Consider the following 17,532-nt stretch of genomic DNA (forward strand, 5'->3'; position numbering starts at 1 on the left):
CCATGCGGACCAACGCCCTCTCCTCCCTGAGCTTCTGGAACGCGCCGCGCATCGGCGTGTCCCGCATGCAATCCGACCTGGCCAAGGCCACGCAGGAGATCGTCAGCGGTCGCTTCGCCGATGTCGGCCTCGCCCTGGGGAGCCGCACCGGCCTCGCCATCGGCTTGCGCCAGAAGATCGCCGAGCTCGGCGCCCTGCGCGAGAGCAACGACGCGGCCACCCTCCGGCTCGGCACCTCGCAGGTCGCCCTGAAGCAGATCCAGGACGGCGCCGACGCCACCCTGAAGGCCCTGATCGGAGCGCCCTCGGACAAGCGTGCCGACGTGCTCAAGGACATCGCGGCGAACCGCCTCGCGGGCCTCGGGGTGCTCCTCAACACCTCCGCCGGCGGCCAGTTCGTCTTCGGCGGCACCCGGACCGCCGAGGCGCCCCTGACCGCCTACGCTGCGAGCCCGGCCTCTCCGGCCAAGACCGCCGTCGACGCGGCCTTCCGCGCCACCTTCGCGATGTCGCAGGACAGCCCGGGGGTGGGTACGATCTCGGCCGGCGACATGGCGGCCTTCCTCGACGGGCCGGCCTTCCGGGGCCTGTTCGACGCGGAGGCGTGGAGCGCCGACTGGTCCAGCGCCGGCTCCGCCCCCCTGACCAACCAGATCTCCCTCAGCGAGACCGCCACGACCTCGGCGAGTGCCAACGCGCCGGCCCTGCGCAAGCTCGCCATGGCCTACGTGATGGCCTCCGACCTCGGCGCCGGGAACCTCTCGGCGGCCGCGCAGGACGTGCTCACCACGCGGGTCGCGGGGCTGCTCGGCGAGGCGAGCGCGGGCCTCATCGGCCTGCAGGCGGATCTCGGCCGCTCGCAGGCCGCGATCACCGACGCCAACACCCGGCTCGAGACCCAGACGACGCTGCTCCAGTCCCAGATCGGGCAGATGGAGGGCGTCGACACCGCCGAGGCCAAGACCCGGAGCGACCGCCTGTCGACCCAGGTGCAGATCTCCTACGCCCTGACCGCGCAGCTGCGGCAGCTCACCCTCGTCAACTACCTCTAGCGCAGCGCCGGCCCGGGCGGCCGGGCCCGCGAAACGACCCGGCGGCGAGGCCAAGACCCCCGGGGGCAGGACCCCCGGGGGCCCCCGGGGGACCCTTCGGGGAGCCCCCCGAGGGACCTCGCCGGCCCCAACGGCTCATCGGCCCCGGTCCGCTCGGCGCGGCGGGGCCGCGGATACACGGGACAGGACCCATATGTACCAGTTTTCCTATGCCGAGATCCTGGAGGAGGCCCCGGCGATCGCACGCGAGCGCGAGCGCGCGGCCTTCGACCGGGCCCTCGACCTGCTGCGCATCGCCGACCGGCCCGACGCCCAGCAGGCGGACCGCGCCATGGCGGCCGGCTTCCTGCAGAGCCTCTGGGGCGTGCTGATCGACGACCTGCGGAGCGAGGACAACGGCCTGCCGCCGGACCTGCGGGCCGACCTCGTCTCCATCGGCCTGTGGAGCATGTACGAGGCCAACGCGGTGATCGCCGCGCCCGACCGCTCGCTGTCGGCGCTGATCACCGTCAACACCTCGGTCCGGGACGGCCTGCGGTGAGCCGGCCCATGCGCCTGTCCCTGCGCGCCGGCGAGCGCGTCTACGTGAACGGCGCGGTCCTGCGCGTCGATCGGAAGGTCTCCCTGGAGCTTCTGAACGACGCCACTTTCCTGCTCGAGACCCACGTGCTCCAGGCGGAGGCGGCGACGACGCCCCTGCGCCAGCTCTACTTCGCGATCCAGACGCTGGTGATCGAGCCGGCCGCCACGGATCAGGCCCGCGAACTCTGCCGCAGCCTGCAGGCCGGCATCCTCGCGGTGGTCGCCGATCCGGAGATCCGCGAGGGCGTCCTCGGCGCCGGCCAGCTCGTCGAGGCGGACCGGCTGATCGAGGCGCTCAAGCTGATCCGCGGGCTCTATCCGGCCGAGGCGGCCCTGCTGGCGGCCCCGCCGGCGGACACGAGCGTGCCCCGGACCCCGCCGGCGCCATCCCCCATCCATCCGGCCTGATCCGGGCCATCGAACCAGGAGGCCCGCCATGAGCGTCGCCAGCGTCCCCAGCACGGCCACATCCCAGACGGCCACCACCGCCGCCGCCACCAAGACGGCGACGGGCATCGCCGCCTCGATGAACGCCGACACGTTCCTCACCCTGCTGATGACGCAGCTGAAGAACCAGGACCCGACGAAGCCGATGGATTCCACGGCCTATGTCAGCGAGCTGGCGACCTTCTCGCAGGTGGAGCAGGCGACGAAGACCAACGCGAAGCTCGACTCGCTGCTGTCGTCGAGCTTCCTGTCGCAGGCCGACCAGATCATCGGCCGGACCATCACCTCCGCCGACGGCACCGCCACCGGCGAGGTCCAGTCGGTCAAGATCACCAGCGAGGGCGCGCTCGCCCGCCTCACCAACGGCCAGGACGTGCTCCTCACGCAGGGCATCTCGCTGTCGCAGTGACGGGTTCCGGGCTAGAGCGTTTCCATGCGAGGTGGATGCCGGCTCGCGTGAAGACAATGCCCTGGACAGGGCCCCGGCTCTGGACAGGGGCCCGGCTCGACGACCCCGCAGGATGAGGCAACCCATCGGATGAACGAGGTCGACGCCCTCGAACTCGTGCGCGCCGCGATCTGGACCGTGATCGTCGCGGCCGGGCCGGCGATCGGCGCCGCGATGCTGATCGGCATCGCCGTGGCGCTGATGCAGGCGCTCACGCAGATCCAGGAGGTGACGCTCACCTTCGTGCCCAAGATCGTGGTGATCCTGCTGGTGCTCCTCGTCACCAGTTCCTTCATCGGGGCGCAGATCTACACCTTCGCCGAGGCCACCTACGGGCGCATCGTCACCGGGTTCTGAGCCAGACCCCGCAGGGTGATGCCCGCCTCCTCCAGCCGCGCCCGCACCGCCCGCGCCATCGCCACCGCATGCGCGCTGTCGCCGTGCACGCAGACCGAGTCGATGCGCGTCGGCAGCAAGGTGCCCTGGGCGGTCAGGATGCCGCCGGCCTGCACCATCGCCAGCACCCGGTCCGCCGCCGCTTCGGCGTCCGCGATGAGGGCGCCGGGCCGGTCGCGCGGGATGAGCTGGCCCGCCTCGGTGTAGCCGCGGTCGGCGAAGATCTCGGCATGGACCCTGAGCCCCGCCGCCTCGCCGGCCGCCACCTGCTCGGTGCGGGCGATGGCCAGGAGCCCCAGACCCGGGTCGACGGCCCTCACGGCCCGGGCGATCGCATCCGCCACGTCCCGCTCCGCCGCCGCCCGGTTGGCCAGCGCCCCGTGCGCCTTGACGTAGGTCAGGCGATGCCCCGCCCAGGCGGCCAGCGCCTGGGCGGCGCCGATCTGGTAGGCGACCTGGCGCTCGATCTCGGCCGGGCCGAACGGCATCGGCCGGCGGCCGAAGCCCGCCAGGTCGGGAAAGCCCGGATGCGCGCCCACGGCGACGCCCCGCGCCCGCGCCAGGGCGAAGGTCTCGGCCATGATCTCGGGGTCGCCGGCATGGAATCCGCAGGCGACGTTGGCGGAGGTGACGAGGCCGAGCATCGCCGTGTCGTCGCTGCAGCGATAGGCGCCGAAGCCCTCGCCGAGATCGGCATTCAGGTCGATGGTCGGCATCTGGCGCATCCCCGGCTCGGCGCGGCCCTGCGGCCGCTGGCGGCGCGATCCTAGCCGACGACGCCGTCGATGAGGTTGGTCCCGAGCAGGAATTCGGAGGGAAATTCGGTGCGCAGGACGGGCTGGCGCCGGATGGCCGGACCCAGGGCCTCGCGCTCCGCCCGCCGGGCCGCCACCGCCTGCGCGAGGTCGACGGCGGCGAAGCGCAGCTGCGTGCCCGCCTGGGCCTGGGCGAGGCGGCCAAGATCGGCCCCGATCACCGTGGCGATCTTCGGGTAGCCGCCGGTGGGCTGGCGGTCGGCCATCAGCACCAGGGGCTGGCCCGAGCCCGGCACCTGGATCGCCCCCATGGCGACGCCGTCGGAGACGATGTCGTGGCTCCGGGCGCGGATCGCGGGCCCTTCGAGGAAACAGGCCATGCGGTCGCCCCGCGGCCCGACCCGCCAGGGGCCCGCCAGGAAGGCGTCGAGGGCGGCGGCCTCGAACAGGTCGTCCTGCGGTCCCGGGACGACGCGGATCACCGCCGGCGGCCGGTGCAGCCAGGGCACCGCCAGGCGCGCCGGGTCGCCGATCGCGGCGCGCGGGCGCATCACCGGAAGGGCGTCGCCCGCCTGCAACCCGCGTCCGTGGAAGCCGCCGAGGCCGGAGCGGGTGTGGGTCGCGGTCGAGCCCAGCACCGGCGCCACGGCGATCTCGCCCGCCACCGCGAGGCTGCACCAGGCCCCGGCCCGGCCCGCCCGCAGGGTCAGCCGCGCGCCCGGCCGCAGGGTGAGCGCGACGGCCGGGGGGAGGGGGCGCCCGTCGAGGTCGATGCGCAGGTCACCCCCCGCCAGAGCGACGTCGACGGCGGCCTCCTCAACGGTCAGGGCGAGGCCGCCGAGGGAGACCTCGATGGCGGTCGCCGTCAGGGCATTGTCGAGGGCGCGGTTGGCGGTGGCATGGGCCAGGGGGTCCATCGGTCCGGCGGGCGTGATGCCGTAGCGCAGGAAGCCGTGCCGGCCGGCATCCTGCAGGGTGACGCCGCCGCCGGCCGCGAGGATACGGAGCGTCGCCGTGCCCGACCCCGAGGAGCCCGCACCCGTCGAAGGCCGCACCGCCGTCACGCGCGCCTCCGCGCGATGACCTCGCCGTGGGCCGCCCGGGCCTCGAGGGCGGCGAAGGTCGCCGCATCGATGGGCTCGAAGTGCAGGGCATCGCCGGGCTCGACGAGGAAGCTCTGCGGGCGCGCCTCGGAAAACAGCCGTTCCGGCGTGCGGCCGACGACGTACCAGCCCGTGGGCATCGGGACGCTCGCCACGGCCGCGAGGCCGCCGCCCACCAGCAGCGCGTTGGCGGGATGGGGCGGGCGCGGTGTCCGTCGGCGGGGAATCGCCAGGCTCTCCGGCAGCCCGCCGAGATAGGCGAAGCCGGGCGCGAAGCCGTACATGTAGACCCGGTAGGCGGCCTGCGCGTGGCGCTCGGCCACGGCGGAGGGCGCCAGCCCGGCCCAGTCGGCCAGCGCCGCGAGGTCCTCCGCCAGGGCCGGGTCGTAGCAGCAGGGCAGCGTCCAGGCGCGGGCCTCGCGCGGACGGGACGGGGGCCGGTCGAGAAGGGTCGTCACCCGGGCCGCGAGGACGTCGCGGTCGAGCACCAGCGGGTCGTAGTGGAGCATCAGCGAGCGATAGGTCGGCACCGTCTCCAGGAGGCCGTCGATCCGGTCCTGCGCCAGGGCCGCGTCCAGGGCGAGCACCCGCGCATTCAGGTCCGGATCGACCCGCGCGCCGAACTCGACGACCAGGGCCGCCTCGGCGGCGTCGCGGAAGCGGACGGCGTCCGGACCGGCCTGCGCGCTTTCACCTGTCTGCGACACGGCGTGATCCTCGAGCGTGAGCGGCGAGAGGCCCGGCCCGGCCGGTCCTCAGCGGGTGGACTTCTTCTCGCGCTGGTAGGTCCGGATCGCCCGGGCGCAGTCCGGCGAGAGCTTGCGCAGGTTCTGCCGGAAGCAGGCCTCGACCTCCGGTCCGCCGGGCGGATGCATGCTGCAATGCTCGAGGTAGTCCCCGGTGCAGGAGAGCTTGAGCAGCTCGCGAAGCGGCGTGGACTGGGCCGATGCGGCAGCCGGCACGAGCACGGCAGGGAGCACGAGAAGAGCGAGGCGGAGCTTGGACATGGGTCGATCGCGACTTTCACAGGACACTTTGGGGGCACCGTCCGCTGGGTCCGAAATCCCAGCCGGCGGCGCCGACACAGACAAAGATCTTAGCATGGGCGCCCCCGCACCGCGGAGTCGTCGGTCTTCCAACGCACGCCGTGCCCGTTCGGTCGCCTCGCCGAGACCGCGCGACCTTCGCGAGCCAGCGACCTGGGCGAGCCCAGGTGCCGCGCGACCCTCGCGCAAGCTTGCGGAGCGACAAGCCCGTGTAGGTTCACGGGGGTTGAGTATCCGCCATGGCGGCAAGCGCCACGATCGCAGGAGAGCGCCGGTCCCAGAGGGACATCTGGTTCGCCGCGGGCATCGTCGCCATCCTGGCGATCCTGTTCCTGCCGGTGCCGGCGATCCTGCTCGATATCGGCCTCGCCTTCTCGATCGCCCTCTCGGTGCTGATCCTGATGGTGGCGCTCTGGATCAAGAAGCCGCTGGAATTCTCGGCCTTCCCCACCGTCCTGCTGATCGCGACCCTGCTGCGCCTGGCGCTCGGCATCGCCACCACCCGGCTGATCCTGGCCAACGGCCAGCACGGCGTCTCGGCGGCGGGCCACGTCATCCAGGGCTTCTCGCAATTCGTGATGAGCGGCGACTTCGTGATCGGGATCGTGGTCTTCCTGATCCTGATCACGGTGAACTTCCTCGTCATCACCAAGGGCGCCACCCGCATCGCCGAGGTCGGTGCGCGCTTCACCCTCGACGCCATCCCCGGCAAGCAGATGGCGATCGACGCCGACCTGAACGCCGGCCTGATCGACGACAAGGAGGCCCAGCTCCGCCGGCGCGAGCTGGAAGAGGAGAGCGCCTTCTTCGGCTCGATGGACGGCGCCTCGAAATTCGTGCGCGGCGAGGCCGTCGCCTCCCTCATCACCATCGCCGTCAACGTGTTCGGCGGCATCATCATCGGCACCACCCGCCACGGCATGCCGCTGGGCCAGGCGGCCGACGTCTTCACCAAGCTCTCGGTCGGCGACGGCCTCGTCTCGCAGATCCCGGCCCTGATCGTCTCCCTGGCCGCCGGCCTCCTCGTCTCGAAGGGCGGCACGCGGGGCACCGCCGAGCAGGCGGTGATCGGCCAGCTCGGGGCCTATCCGCGCGCCCTGTCGGTGGCCGCGGCCCTGATGTTCATGTTCGCCCTGGTGCCGGGCCTGCCCTTCGTGCCCTTCATGGTGCTCTCCGGGCTGATGGCCTTCACCGCCTACGCGATCCCGAGGAAGCTCGCCGCCCAGAAGGCGATCGTCGACGCCAAGGCCATCGCCGAGGAGGAGAAGAAGCAGATCGCGGTGCGCGAATCCGTCAAGGAATCGCTCAAGACCCCGGAGATCGAGCTCTGCCTCGGGCGCCAGGTCTCGCTCCAGCTCCAGGGCGGCCAGTCCGAGCTCACGCACCGCGTCGCCAAGATGCGCCGCAAGTTCGCGCGCCAGTACGGCTTCGTCGTACCCGACATCAAGCTGACCGACAGCCTCGCCGTGCCGCCGAAATGCTACCAGATCCTCATCCACGGCACCGTGGTGGCGACCCAGGACCTGCGGCCCGGCGAACTCCTGGTGGTGGTCGGCGACGGCCCCGTGCCGGACGTGCCGAGCGACGAGGTCCGCGAGCCCGCCTTCGGCATGAAGGCGCGCTGGGTGCTCGACGCCTATGCGGGCGAGGTGCGGCGCGGCGGCTTCGAGCCCATCGACGGCTCCTCCGTGCTGCTGACCCACCTCTCGGAGGTCATCCGCAACAACCTGCCCACGCTCCTGTCCTACAAGGACATGCGCAACCTGCTCGACCGGCTCGACCCCGAGTACAAGCGCCTGCTCGACGAGATCTGCCCGTCGCAGATCTCCTATTCGGGCCTGCAGGCCGTGCTGAAGCTCTTGCTCTCCGAGCGGGTGTCGATCCGCAACCTGCACCTCATCCTGGAGGCGATTGCCGAGATCACGCCCCATGCCCGCCGGGCCGAGCAGATCGCCGAGCATGTCCGCATGCGCATCGCCCAGCAGATCTGCGGGGATCTGGCCGAGAACGGCGTGCTCGCGGTGCTGCGCCTGGGCAGCGCCTGGGACCTCTCCTTCCACCAGAGCCTCAAGCGCGACGGCAAGGGCGAGGTCATCGAGTTCGACATCGACCCGCGCCTCGTCGAGCAGTTCGGCACCGAGGCCTCGGAGGCGATCCGCAAGCAGATGCGCGAGACCCGCAACTTCGCCCTGGTCACCGCGCCGGACGCGCGCCCCTACGTGCGCATGATCATTGAGCGGCTCTACCCGACGCTGGCCGTGCTCTCGCACCTGGAGATCGCGCGCGGGGTCGAGATCCGCTCCCTCGGCACCATCTCGTGACGGCGCCGCTGCTGGCCGTGCTCGGACCCGAGAGCTTCCTCGGGGTGTTCCTGATCTTCTGCCGGGTCGGCGCCTGCCTGCTCATCGTGCCGGGCTTCTCCAGCCCCCGCGTGCCCGCGCAGGTCCGCCTCCTCATCTCGCTGGCGGTCTCGCTCGCCCTGACGCCGCTGCTGCTGCCGCTGTTCCAGGGCAAGCTCGCGGCCCAGGATCCCGGCGCGACCCTGGGCTGGATCGTCACCGAGAGCCTGACCGGCCTCGTCCTCGGCTTCCTCGGCCGGGTCTACTACGTGGTGCTCGAGACCGTCGTGAACGCCGCCGTCACCATGGTGGGCTTCGGCGGCATGCCGGGGTCGGTCGCCGAGGGCATGGACCCGGTCCCGGCCGTGGAGGCCATGATCATGATGGCGGCCGCCGCCCTGCTGTTCGCCGCCGACCTCCACTGGGAGCTGTTCCGCGGGCTGATCGATTCCTACGGCCGGATCCCGCCCGGCGAGGGCATCGGCTCGCAGGCCGCCCTGGTGCGCATCGTCGACCAGGTCACCACCGCCTTCGTGCTCGGCCTGCGCATCACCTCGCCGTTCCTCGTCTACGCGGTGGCGGTGAACCTCGCCGCCGGCTTCGTGAACAAGCTCGTGCCGCAGATCCCGGTCTACTTCATCGCCACGCCGTTCATCATGGCCGGGGGGCTGCTGCTGCTCTACGCCATCAGCAACGAGTTCATGATGCAGTTCGTCATGGGCTACTTCGACTACCTGCGCCGGGGCTGAGCCGATGACCACCCGCCTGCGGCTCGTGCGCGCCCAGCGCCTCCTCAAGGTCCAGGAGCAGATGCGGGGCCTCGCCGAGCGCGACCTCGCCGCCAACCGCGCGCAGGCCGCCAAGGTCGAGGCCGACCGGGCCGCCATGCTGGCGACGCTGGCCGGCGAGACCATGCACGGGCTGTTCCTCGACGCCGCCGCGCGTCGGTTGCGCGCGCTCGCCGCGGAGGCGACCGAACTCAGCGCGACCTCGACACGACTGTCTGAAATACTGACGGCCCGCGGCCTCGCGGAAAAGCGCGCCGAGCGCCAGGCCGAGGGCCTCCTGAAGCTGCGCGACCGCGAGCGCGAGCAGCACGCCATGCTGGAGCAGCTCGACCTCCTGGTCGCGCGCGGCGCATCCCCCTCGGACTGAGCCGAGCGCCGCGGCCACGATGCAAGCGCCGCGGCCACGACGCAAGCCTGCCGAAAGCCAGGGGGCCTATGCCTCCGAAGGACCGGCTCCTCGAACCCGCTTGAGCGCCTGCCATGAGCATCTCGCCCCCCTCCGACATCGTCCTCGATGTGGCCCGTGCCGCCGATCCCGGCCGCGTGCAGGAGGCCGCCGCCAAGCTGTCGGCCCCCGGAACCGATCCGGCGGCCTTCGGGGACGCCTACCGCATGGCCGGCGTCTCGGTGCACATGCCCCTCGACGCGCGCGGAACCCTCACCGCCCTGCAGACCGACAACGCGGTCTCGGGCGCCGGCAAGGCCGGAGATCCCTACAAGCAGTTCGAGGCCTTCGTCCTGCGCCAGTTCGTCGAGACGATGATGCCGTCGAAGGCCAGCGCGGTCTTCGGCAAGGGCAATGCCGGCGGGATCTGGAAGTCGATGCTCGCCGACCAGGTCGGGACCCAGGTCGCCAAGGCCGGCGGGGTCGGCATCGCCCGGATGCTCGAGGCGGCGCGTCCGCTGAACCCGCCCGCGACCGCCATCGCCCCGGCCGCCAAGACCTCGGAGAGCTGAGACCCCATGCTGCTCGCATCCCTGAAGCGCCTCGAAGCCACCGTCACGGCGGAGACGGAGGCGCTCCTGGCGCACCGTCCCGTCGACCAGGAGACGGTGAACCGGCGCAAGAGCCAGAGCCTCCTCGAACTCACCCGCCTGACGCGGGGCCTCGATCCCGCCGGGCTCGAACCGCCGGTCCTCGACCAGCTCCTGCGCCTGCGCGGGGCCCTGGAGCGCAACCAGGACGTGGTCGGCCTGCACCTGCGGGCCGTCGAGGAGATCTCCGGCATCGTCGCGGATTCGATCCGCGAGGCGGAGTCCGACGGCACCTATTCCGGCCACCTCCGGCGCTGAGGCCCGCTCCCCGCCATGCGCATTCTCGTCACCGGCCTGTGGATCTGCGGCCTCACCATCCTGTCCTGCTACGGCGCGGTGACCTGGGGCGCAGGATTGTTCGCCAAGAAGACCGAGCCCTACCTCGAAGGTCTCCAGTACCAGAAGCTGCCGCCCATCAACGTGCCGATGGTCGTGGATGGAAAGGTACAGGGCTACATCGTCGCCGTTCTGGTCTTCACCGCCGACGCGCGGCTGATGCACACGCTCTCGGTGCCGCCGAACGCCTTCGTGGTCGATGAGACTTTTCGGCAGATCTACACGGACCCGGCGATCGATTTCAAACGCCTCTCCCGCTACAACGTCACCCAGCGCCTCGCCGAGATCCGCAAGCAGGTGAATGCCCGGCTCGGCTCCGACGTCGTGAAGGACGTGCTGGTGGAGGAGTTCAATTTCGTCGCCAAGCGCGAAGTCCGCTCCTGACGCCCGTCCTCAGTTCTCAATGAGCAGGCGCGCGAAGGCGGCCTCGGCGAGGAGCGCGGTCAGCCGCCGGTCGGCATCCGCGTCGGCCGCCAGGGCGAGGCCGCCGCAGACCGTTCCCTGGCCGGCGAAGGCGTAGCCGAGCACGCTGGTCGGCTGCAGGCCGCCGGCGGTCGCGGCGACGAAGCCCCGCAGGGCGCCCGGATGGGCGTTGCAGCCGTTGCGGATCGTCAGCCCGGCGCCGCGCCCGGTCACCGCCACGGGGGAGAGCGAGAGCCTGTGGCGGCCGGCCTGGGCCATCGCCCGGCGCGGACCGGCCAGGGCCAGCAGGATCTCCGGCGACAGGTGGACCGCGCCCCCGAAACCGAGGGCGCCCGACCCGATGAAGCGGTCGAACACCGCCAGTCCGGAGAGGTCGTCGAGGACGAGGAAGACCCGCCGGTGCGCGATCTCGGGCCCGTAGCCCTGCGTGGCGAGGGCGTGGGCGGTGGCGCCGATGAGGCGCTGCGCCCCGAGGTGGAGGGCCGGGCCGGCCATGGGCTCGCGCTGGTCGAGGGCCGCCACGTTGTGGCCGGCCCCCGAGAGCAGGTGGTGGCGGGCGGCGCCGGTCTCGACCTGGCTCGACCCGCCGGCCTCCACGATCCAGCGCACCCCTTCGCAGGCGTAGACGAAGGAGCCGACGTCCCGGTGGCCCGGACCGGGGCCCTGGCCCTGGCTGGCGAAGGTGCAGGCGAAGTGGCCCCAGCCGCGGCCGGGGGCGTCGTGGCGCTGCGCGATCATGCCCGAGGACGGGTCGACGCGGCCCGCGGCGGGCTCGAGGGCGACGCGCGGCATACTGGGACGGTCGCGTCGAGGTCGCGCGTCTCCGGACCAGCGCACGGCACTGAGCGCGCGACCCGCATCCGCGCCGAGGCGTCCGATCCAGCCGGCGGCATCCTCGCCCGCCGGCGCGTCGCCGAACGGCGGCAGGCGCCCGGTCGGATCGAGGAGACCGGCCACCGCCGGGAGCCCGGCCGCCACGAGCCGGTCCAGGCGGGCCTTCAGGGCCGCCTCGGCGGGGTCGCCGGCGTCGAGCCCGAGGCCGAGGGCGCGCAGCAGGGTCAGGAGTTCGAGGCGCTGGTGCAGGGCGGGGTCGGAGAACCGCCCCTCCGCGTCGAGGAGCGGCGCGAGGCCGGCCTCGAGGGCGTTCTCGGCCAGGGAGAGCCAGTGCGCCGAGAGCGGCAGCAGCGGCAGGGCGCAGGCGACGGTGCGCAGGGTCGCGGCCGCCTGCAGCTGGTGGATGGAGTGGCCGAAGGTGTTCTGGCCGAGGATCTCGGCCAGGGCGAAGCCGTGGCGCACCGCCTCGCCGGTGAGGGTGAGGGAGGCGGCGGCGCCGGGCTTGCCGGCCCGGGCGAGGAGCCGCAGGACGGTCTCGGTGCGGGCGGCGAGGGCGGCCGGGTGCAGGGCGAGGCCGTCGGTGGGTGCCCCCCAGGGGTTGGCCCGGGACCAGGACAGGGCGAGGCCGACGGCGATGCCCGCGCCGCCGGGGGCCTCGGCCAGCGCCCCGAGCCAGGCCAGGGACTGGTACTCCAGGCGCCAGGGCACCGAGCGGAACGGGTCCTCGGTCCAGTCCGGCGCCTCGGGCAGGGTCCAGGCCGGCTGGCCGGCGAGGCGCAGGGTCCGGTCGAGGCCGGCGGCGCGCTGGCCTTCGCCGCGTTGGATCGCCCGGGCCCGGGCGAGCACCCCCGGCAGGGCGGCCACGGCCTCGGGCTGCGGGCACCAGCCGGCGAAGGCGGCGCCGGGCAGGGACAGGCGCTCGGCGAGGCGGGCGAGGAAGTCCGGGGCGGCGAGGAGGTCGTCGGCGCAGAGGCTCTCCAGCCGCATCCGGTCCTCCAGGGCGATCTCCGGCGGGGCCAGGAGCTCCGCCTCCGGCCCGTCCGCCTCCCAGGTGGCGAAGCCGACCGCCACCCGCGCCGCCCCGGCGGGGGGCTGGAGCTCCAGGGTGAAGCGCCGGGCCTGCTGGTGGGCCGAGAGGTCGACGAGGGCGCCGAGCCCCGGCACCGAGATCGTCCCGGGATAGGGCGGCGCGAGCTCCGCCCCGTCCCGGTCGCGGTAGACGATGCGGGCGAGCGCCGCGTGGGGGCCCGGCCGCGGCGTGTGGAGCTGGCCGCGCAGCACGAGGCCGCAGCCCGGCACCAGGGCGTGGTCGCGCCAGGCCGGCTCCGGCCCGAGGCGGTGCCGGACCCGGGGGATCAGCGAGGGCGCCGGCGGCAGGTCCGTCCCTTGCGCGAGGCGGGCCTCGGCCACCGCGAAGGGCTGGCTGTTGCGCCAGGAGCGGATCGTCACCGTGAGCCGGGTCGCCGGCGCGGGCACCCGGAAGGCGAGGTGGATGCGCCCGGCCCGCGCCCCGTGCGTTTCGGGGGGTAGGGCGGACGGGCCCGCGATCCAGCTGCCGTGCGGGTCGAGGAGCGTCCGGTCGAGGCCCGGAACGTGGTCGAAGTCGAGGCTCGAGCCGTCCTCCGCCAGGAAGTCGATGCCCACCAGGGCGAAGTCGAGGGCGGCCCCGGCGGTCTCCGCCTCCGCCCAGGCGAGGCGGAAGCCGAGGCTGCACCACGCCTCCGGCTCCAGCCCGCCGAAGGGCAGCACCACCCGCGACCAGCGGTTCTTGGCCGGAACCCAGTGCTCGTTCTCGCCCGGCCCGACCCCGGCCCCCCCGGCATAGCGAACCGCCTCCGGCAGCAGGACCCGGATGTCGGGCGCGCGCGGCGCGCTCACGACGCGGACCGGGTGGAGGCGGGAGGGGAAGACATCGGCAAGGTGGGGCGCGGGGTGCGGGTCAGGGAGCGGTCCGGCCGATGTCGGGTTCGCCCGGGGGCCTGTCGGGGCGTCGTCACTGAGGCGGGCAGGCCCGTCCATGTCAAGCGGACGGCGCCCGGGCGTGCTCGCCGTCCCCATCCGAGGGGCGGCGGGGCCTGTCGCGGGCCGCAATGGAGGCCGCATCCGCCCCGTTTCGAGGTCCCGTTCGCCGCCCGACATCCGCAGCAGGCCCCGAGCGGCCGGTTCGGCGCACGGCGAACCACGGGCCGGCACAGCCGACGCTCGCGGCAAGACGGTGTTCCGCGACGAATGCCTGGCGGATTACCGTCAGCACATCCGGGCTCCTGAGGGCGCCGACGCGCCGGCGTCGACCGCCCGATCCGTCGGCCTCGGAGGTCACGCGGGCGCGGGGTCGCGCCCCCGACGTGATCGTCCCCCGTGGCAGGGCCTCTCAGGGACGTGCCGCGCCTTCCAGGAGCTTGGGCGACATCGCGGAGAGGGCCAGGAGCGGCCCCGGCATGACGACCCCTGCGCGCCGCATGGTCTGAGCGGCGGCTCGGCAGCCCTGGATGTCGTTGGCGCCCGCTGCGCTCTCGATCTGCTGCACGTTCTCGGCGGAGGGCTTGGGCGCCACCGGTCCGGCCGGCGCGGCGGCGGACGCGTCCCTGGCGGGTCCCGATGCCGTCGCCGTCGAGCCGGTCGGGGCGGCCTTGTTCTGGGTGTCGCCCTGCGGACCGGACGCGCCCGGACCGGACGCCGTGATCTGCCCGCTCTGGCCGGAGGTGCTCTGCGGCGTGCCCGGCGCGGAGGGCTTGGCCGCCGCGTCGTCGCTCTTCCTGGCCGTCACGGCCGTCGCGAGCTGCGGCGGCGTCTCCGCGGCCTTCGTCGCGGCCTCGGGCTGTTTCACGAAGGCGACCAGTTCCTGGCAGAGGTTCGCGGGTCTGCCGGGTGCGGAATGCGAGGGATCGGCGGGTTGAACCGGGGCGCCCTGAGCGTGCGCAAGGGCCGGGCCCAGAACCAGCGCGGCCGCCATCATCGCCTTCGAAACCTGCATGTCGATGTCCTTGGATCAGCCGGGACCTGCGCAGACGCGGTCGCGCGTGCCGAACCCAAGGAAACCGATCGCGGACCGATTGGTTGCGACGAGGACGGGGACGACCGGCATCGACGTCGATGCGCCGTAGAGTCTCTGCTGGCCGGTATCGCGGGTCCCGACACGGCTCCGCGGCATCGAATCCCGAAACGTCCCGGCCTGTCGGAACCGGGCGATCGTACATCGCGTGCCGGACGCGCCCGATCCGCCGGCGCGACGGACGCCGGCGGATCGTCCGCTCGGGCCCCGTCAGCCTGGGACAAGATTGCCGCCCTAAAGCTCCGGTCATGAAGGATCGGGCCCGGAGCCGGAAGTGACAGGCGTCTACCTCTTCGACTTGGCCTCGCAGCAGGCGCGCTACCTCGCGGTGCGGCAGGCGACCATCGCGAGCAACGTCGCGAACGCCAACACGCCCGACTACAAGGCGCGCGACGTGGTGCCGTTCTCCGAGGTGATGGCGCGCACCGCCTCCATGGGCATGGCCATGACGGAGAGCGCCCACGTCACCGCCGGCGAGGGCCGCATCCCGGTCAAGCCGGTGGCGGCGGCGGAGGCCTGGGACGCGCTCTCGACCTCGAGCTCGGTGAGCCTGGAGCAGGAGATGCTCAAGGCCGGCGAGGTCAGCCGCGAGCACAACCTCAACATGGGCATCGTCAAGGCCTTCGACCGGATGCTCAAGGCGGCGGTGCGGGGCAGCTGATGATCGACCCGCTCTCCGCCTCCACCCGTCTCGCCTCCGCCGGCATGGAGGCGCAGTCCCTGCGCCTGCGCATCGCCGCCGAGAACGTGGCCAACGCGCAATCCGTGGGCGACGCCCCCGGCGCCGACCCCTATGCCCGCAAGACCGTGACCTTCCGCTCCGCCATGGACCGGGCGGCCGGCGGCCCCACGGTCGCCCTGCGCCGGATCGGCACCGACGACGCGCCCTTCCGCATCGAGCGCGACCCCGGCAACCCGGCGGCCGACGCCGAGGGCAACGTGAAGATGCCCAACGTCAACGTGCTGGTGGAGATGGCCGACATCCGCGAGGCCAACCGCTCCTACGAAGCCAACGTCCAGGTGATCAAGCAGGCCCGCGCCATGGTCGCCAGCGTCATCGACCTCCTGAGAACCTGAGCCTCCCGATGATCGAAGCCCTCACCTCGCTCGCCGCCTTCGACCGGGCCGCCGGCATCCCCCGCACCGAGGCCGCCGCGCCCCTGGCGCGCACCAGCTTCCCCGTGCTGCCGGCGGCCACCTCGGCGGCGCCCGGCACCGATTTCGGCGACCTCATGGCCCAGCTCGCCGGCGGCCTGCGCACCTCCCTGCGCACCGGCGAGGCCACCGCCATCTCGGGCATCCAGGGCAAGGCCTCGACGCAGCAGGTGGTGGAGGCGGTGATGTCCGCCGAGCAGAGCCTGCAGACCGCCATCGCCGTCCGGGACAAGGTGGTCGCCGCCTATCTCGAACTCAGCCGCATGCCGATCTGACGACCTGATCGCGTGACGACCCTCGCCATACGCTTCGACGGGACCGGGACACCATGAGAGCGCTCGCCATCGCGGCCACGGGCATGAACGCCCAGCAGATGAACCTCGAGGTCATCGCCAACAACATCGCCAACCTGAACACCACCGGGTTCAAGGGCGCGCGGGCCGAGTTCACCGACCTGCTCTACCAGGCCGAGCGCCAGCAGGGCGTGCCGAACCAGGCCGGCCAGGAGCCGGTGCCGGAGGGCGCCATGCTGGGTCTGGGCGTGCGCACCGCCGCCATCCGCAACCTGCACCGGCAGGGGCCGCTCGCCAACACCGCCAACCAGCTCGACCTGGCGGTGAACGGCCGGGGCTACTTCCAGATCACCAACCCCAACGGCGAGATCAACTACACCCGCGCGGGCGCGTTCAACCGCAACAACGCCGGCCAGATCGTGACCCTGGAGGGCTACGCCCTCGACCCGGCGATCCTCATCCCCAACGGCGCCGTCGACGTGGTGATCAACCAGTCGGGCCAGGTCTTCGCCAAGGTGGACGGGCAGGTGCAGGCGCAGAACCTCGGCCAGATCACCATCGCCAACTTCGCCAACGATGCCGGCCTGGAGCCCCTGGGCAACGGCCTCTACCGCGAGACCGCGGCCTCCGGCGCCCCCGTCACCGGCGTGCCGGGCGACCCGAGCTTCGGCAAGCTGCAGCAGGGCTACCTGGAGAGCTCGAACGTCGATCCCGTCAAGGAGATCACCAACATGATCACGGCCCAGCGCGCCTTCGAGATGAACTCGAAGGTGATCCAGGCCGCCGACGAGATGGCCGGCACGGTCTCCAAGGGCATCCGCTGAGCGCATCCGCCGAGCGCTTCGGACGGCGCCGCCGCCCGGCTTCGATCATCCCCCACCTCCGCGCGGCGGCGACGGGCGGCACCGGCTTCTTCGCCAGGGCCGCCGCCGCCCCTCCGGGCTTTCCCTCCAAGGGCGCGACCACGTCATGGGTATCCACCTTCCGGGCCTTTCCCTGCGCCGGCCGGCCGCCATCCTGCTGGCGCTGCTGGCCGGGCCGGCCGCGGCCGAGGACCTGCTGCTGCCGGTGCCGACGGTGACGATCTATCCCGGCGACACCATCAAGCCGTCGATGCTGCGCATGCAGGCCTACCCCGAGACCTTCAAGGCGCGCACCGCCGTGGTGGACGCCGCCCTGGCGATCTCGGGGCGAGTCGCCAAGCGCATGCTGCTGCCGGGCGAGCCGGTGCCGGTCAACGCCATCGACGATCCCCGCCTCGTCAGCCGCGGCACGCCGACCCAGATCGTGTTCGAGGAGCAGGGCCTGCTCATCACCGCCGTCGGCGCGCCGCTCCAGAACGGCGGCCTCGGCGACGTCATCCGCGTGCGCAACACCGACACCAACCGCATCGTGCTCGGCACCGTGATGGCCGACGGCCGAATCCGGACCGGGGACCACTGATGCGC

Annotated in this window: 22 protein-coding genes; 16 read left to right on the top strand and 6 right to left on the bottom strand. The window is 72.9% G+C overall.

The features are described from left to right. Window positions 1-2 precede the first annotated feature (2 nt). The 5 genes from ACXJY8_RS21625 to ACXJY8_RS21645 all read left to right on the top strand — a co-directional run bounded on the left by ACXJY8_RS21625 (window position 3) and on the right by ACXJY8_RS21645 (window position 2,886). The gene (locus ACXJY8_RS21625) at window positions 3-1,052 is read left to right on the top strand and encodes a flagellar hook-associated family protein (RefSeq protein ID WP_463773546.1); all 1,050 of its coding nucleotides are present in this window, start codon (window positions 3-5) and stop codon (window positions 1,050-1,052) included. 193 nt (window positions 1,053-1,245) lie between these two features. Next, entirely contained in the window at window positions 1,246-1,593 is a 348-nt protein-coding gene (gene flaF, locus ACXJY8_RS21630; protein ID WP_463773549.1) for a flagellar biosynthesis regulator FlaF, read from the top strand. An 8-nt stretch (window positions 1,594-1,601) separates the two neighbouring features. Further along, the gene (gene flbT / locus ACXJY8_RS21635) at window positions 1,602-2,042 is read left to right on the top strand and encodes a flagellar biosynthesis repressor FlbT (protein ID WP_463780894.1); all 441 of its coding nucleotides are present in this window, start codon (window positions 1,602-1,604) and stop codon (window positions 2,040-2,042) included. A gap of 28 nt (window positions 2,043-2,070) precedes the next feature. Then, window positions 2,071-2,490, top strand: coding sequence for a flagellar hook assembly protein FlgD (flgD, locus tag ACXJY8_RS21640; protein WP_463773553.1), 420 nt, complete (start codon window positions 2,071-2,073; stop codon window positions 2,488-2,490). A gap of 129 nt (window positions 2,491-2,619) precedes the next feature. Beyond that, the gene (locus tag ACXJY8_RS21645; protein WP_463773558.1) at window positions 2,620-2,886 is read left to right on the top strand and encodes a flagellar biosynthetic protein FliQ; all 267 of its coding nucleotides are present in this window, start codon (window positions 2,620-2,622) and stop codon (window positions 2,884-2,886) included. Here ACXJY8_RS21645 and ACXJY8_RS21650 read toward each other — a convergent pair. Genes ACXJY8_RS21650 through ACXJY8_RS21665 form a run of 4 tightly spaced genes read right to left on the bottom strand, consistent with a single transcriptional unit; the run spans window position 2,859 to window position 5,790 of the window. Then, entirely contained in the window at window positions 2,859-3,641 is a 783-nt protein-coding gene (locus tag ACXJY8_RS21650; protein WP_463773562.1) for a 5-oxoprolinase subunit PxpA, read from the bottom strand. The two genes, ACXJY8_RS21645 and ACXJY8_RS21650, sit on opposite strands and share 28 nt — an antisense overlap. Before the next feature lie 50 nt (window positions 3,642-3,691). Then, window positions 3,692-4,744 (bottom strand): 5-oxoprolinase subunit C family protein, encoded by a 1,053-nt coding sequence (locus ACXJY8_RS21655; RefSeq protein ID WP_463773566.1) that lies wholly within the window; start codon window positions 4,742-4,744, stop codon window positions 3,692-3,694. Further along, window positions 4,741-5,490 carry a 5-oxoprolinase subunit B family protein gene (locus ACXJY8_RS21660; RefSeq protein WP_463773569.1) on the bottom strand — a complete coding sequence of 250 codons (750 nt, stop codon included), beginning with the start codon at window positions 5,488-5,490 and terminating at the stop codon, window positions 4,741-4,743. The genes ACXJY8_RS21655 and ACXJY8_RS21660 overlap by 4 nt, the downstream gene beginning before the upstream one ends. A gap of 48 nt (window positions 5,491-5,538) precedes the next feature. Further along, window positions 5,539-5,790, bottom strand: a complete 252-nt coding sequence (locus ACXJY8_RS21665) for a hypothetical protein (protein ID WP_463773572.1) — start codon at window positions 5,788-5,790, stop codon at window positions 5,539-5,541. A gap of 278 nt (window positions 5,791-6,068) precedes the next feature. On the opposite strand from ACXJY8_RS21665, the gene flhA reads away from it, so the two are divergent. From flhA to ACXJY8_RS21695, 6 genes are all read left to right on the top strand, one after another. Beyond that, complete coding sequence (flhA, locus tag ACXJY8_RS21670) at window positions 6,069-8,150, top strand: flagellar biosynthesis protein FlhA (RefSeq protein ID WP_463773574.1); 2,082 nt, start codon at window positions 6,069-6,071, stop codon at window positions 8,148-8,150. Further along, a complete protein-coding gene (gene fliR, locus ACXJY8_RS21675; protein WP_463773577.1) occupies window positions 8,147-8,917 on the top strand; it encodes a flagellar biosynthesis protein FliR in 771 nt (256 codons plus the stop codon). The genes flhA and fliR overlap by 4 nt, the downstream gene beginning before the upstream one ends. A gap of 4 nt (window positions 8,918-8,921) precedes the next feature. Further along, entirely contained in the window at window positions 8,922-9,323 is a 402-nt protein-coding gene (locus tag ACXJY8_RS21680; RefSeq protein WP_463773580.1) for a hypothetical protein, read from the top strand. Window positions 9,324-9,436: 113 nt separating this feature from the next. Next, the gene (locus tag ACXJY8_RS21685) at window positions 9,437-9,913 is read left to right on the top strand and encodes a rod-binding protein (RefSeq protein WP_463773585.1); all 477 of its coding nucleotides are present in this window, start codon (window positions 9,437-9,439) and stop codon (window positions 9,911-9,913) included. Between the two features lie 6 nt (window positions 9,914-9,919). Then, entirely contained in the window at window positions 9,920-10,249 is a 330-nt protein-coding gene (locus ACXJY8_RS21690; RefSeq protein WP_463773589.1) for a flagellar protein FlgN, read from the top strand. A gap of 15 nt (window positions 10,250-10,264) precedes the next feature. After that, complete coding sequence (locus tag ACXJY8_RS21695) at window positions 10,265-10,711, top strand: hypothetical protein (protein WP_056477721.1); 447 nt, start codon at window positions 10,265-10,267, stop codon at window positions 10,709-10,711. A 9-nt stretch (window positions 10,712-10,720) separates the two neighbouring features. Here ACXJY8_RS21695 and ACXJY8_RS21700 read toward each other — a convergent pair whose 3' ends face one another. After that, the gene (locus ACXJY8_RS21700) at window positions 10,721-13,462 is read right to left on the bottom strand and encodes a heparinase II/III domain-containing protein (protein WP_463773595.1); all 2,742 of its coding nucleotides are present in this window, start codon (window positions 13,460-13,462) and stop codon (window positions 10,721-10,723) included. A gap of 493 nt (window positions 13,463-13,955) precedes the next feature. After that, on the bottom strand, window positions 13,956-14,558 hold the full coding sequence (locus ACXJY8_RS21705; RefSeq protein WP_463773598.1) for a hypothetical protein: 603 nt from the start codon (window positions 14,556-14,558) through the stop codon (window positions 13,956-13,958). 352 nt (window positions 14,559-14,910) lie between these two features. Here ACXJY8_RS21705 and flgB point away from each other — a divergent pair, with 352 nt between their 5' ends. The 5 genes from flgB (at window position 14,911) to flgA (ending at window position 17,527) form a co-directional block, all read left to right on the top strand. Continuing rightward, on the top strand, window positions 14,911-15,297 hold the full coding sequence (flgB, locus tag ACXJY8_RS21710) for a flagellar basal body rod protein FlgB (RefSeq protein WP_463773601.1): 387 nt from the start codon (window positions 14,911-14,913) through the stop codon (window positions 15,295-15,297). Further along, entirely contained in the window at window positions 15,297-15,713 is a 417-nt protein-coding gene (flgC, locus tag ACXJY8_RS21715) for a flagellar basal body rod protein FlgC (RefSeq protein WP_463773604.1), read from the top strand. The genes flgB and flgC overlap by 1 nt, the downstream gene beginning before the upstream one ends. Before the next feature lie 8 nt (window positions 15,714-15,721). After that, complete coding sequence (gene fliE / locus ACXJY8_RS21720) at window positions 15,722-16,066, top strand: flagellar hook-basal body complex protein FliE (protein WP_463773607.1); 345 nt, start codon at window positions 15,722-15,724, stop codon at window positions 16,064-16,066. 53 nt (window positions 16,067-16,119) lie between these two features. Continuing rightward, a complete protein-coding gene (flgG, locus tag ACXJY8_RS21725) occupies window positions 16,120-16,908 on the top strand; it encodes a flagellar basal-body rod protein FlgG (protein ID WP_463773609.1) in 789 nt (262 codons plus the stop codon). Window positions 16,909-17,053: 145 nt separating this feature from the next. Then, window positions 17,054-17,527 carry a flagellar basal body P-ring formation chaperone FlgA gene (flgA, locus tag ACXJY8_RS21730; protein WP_463773613.1) on the top strand — a complete coding sequence of 158 codons (474 nt, stop codon included), beginning with the start codon at window positions 17,054-17,056 and terminating at the stop codon, window positions 17,525-17,527. Window positions 17,528-17,532: the final 5 nt, after the last annotated feature.

This window comes from Methylobacterium sp. TK31, from assembly GCF_055361545.1.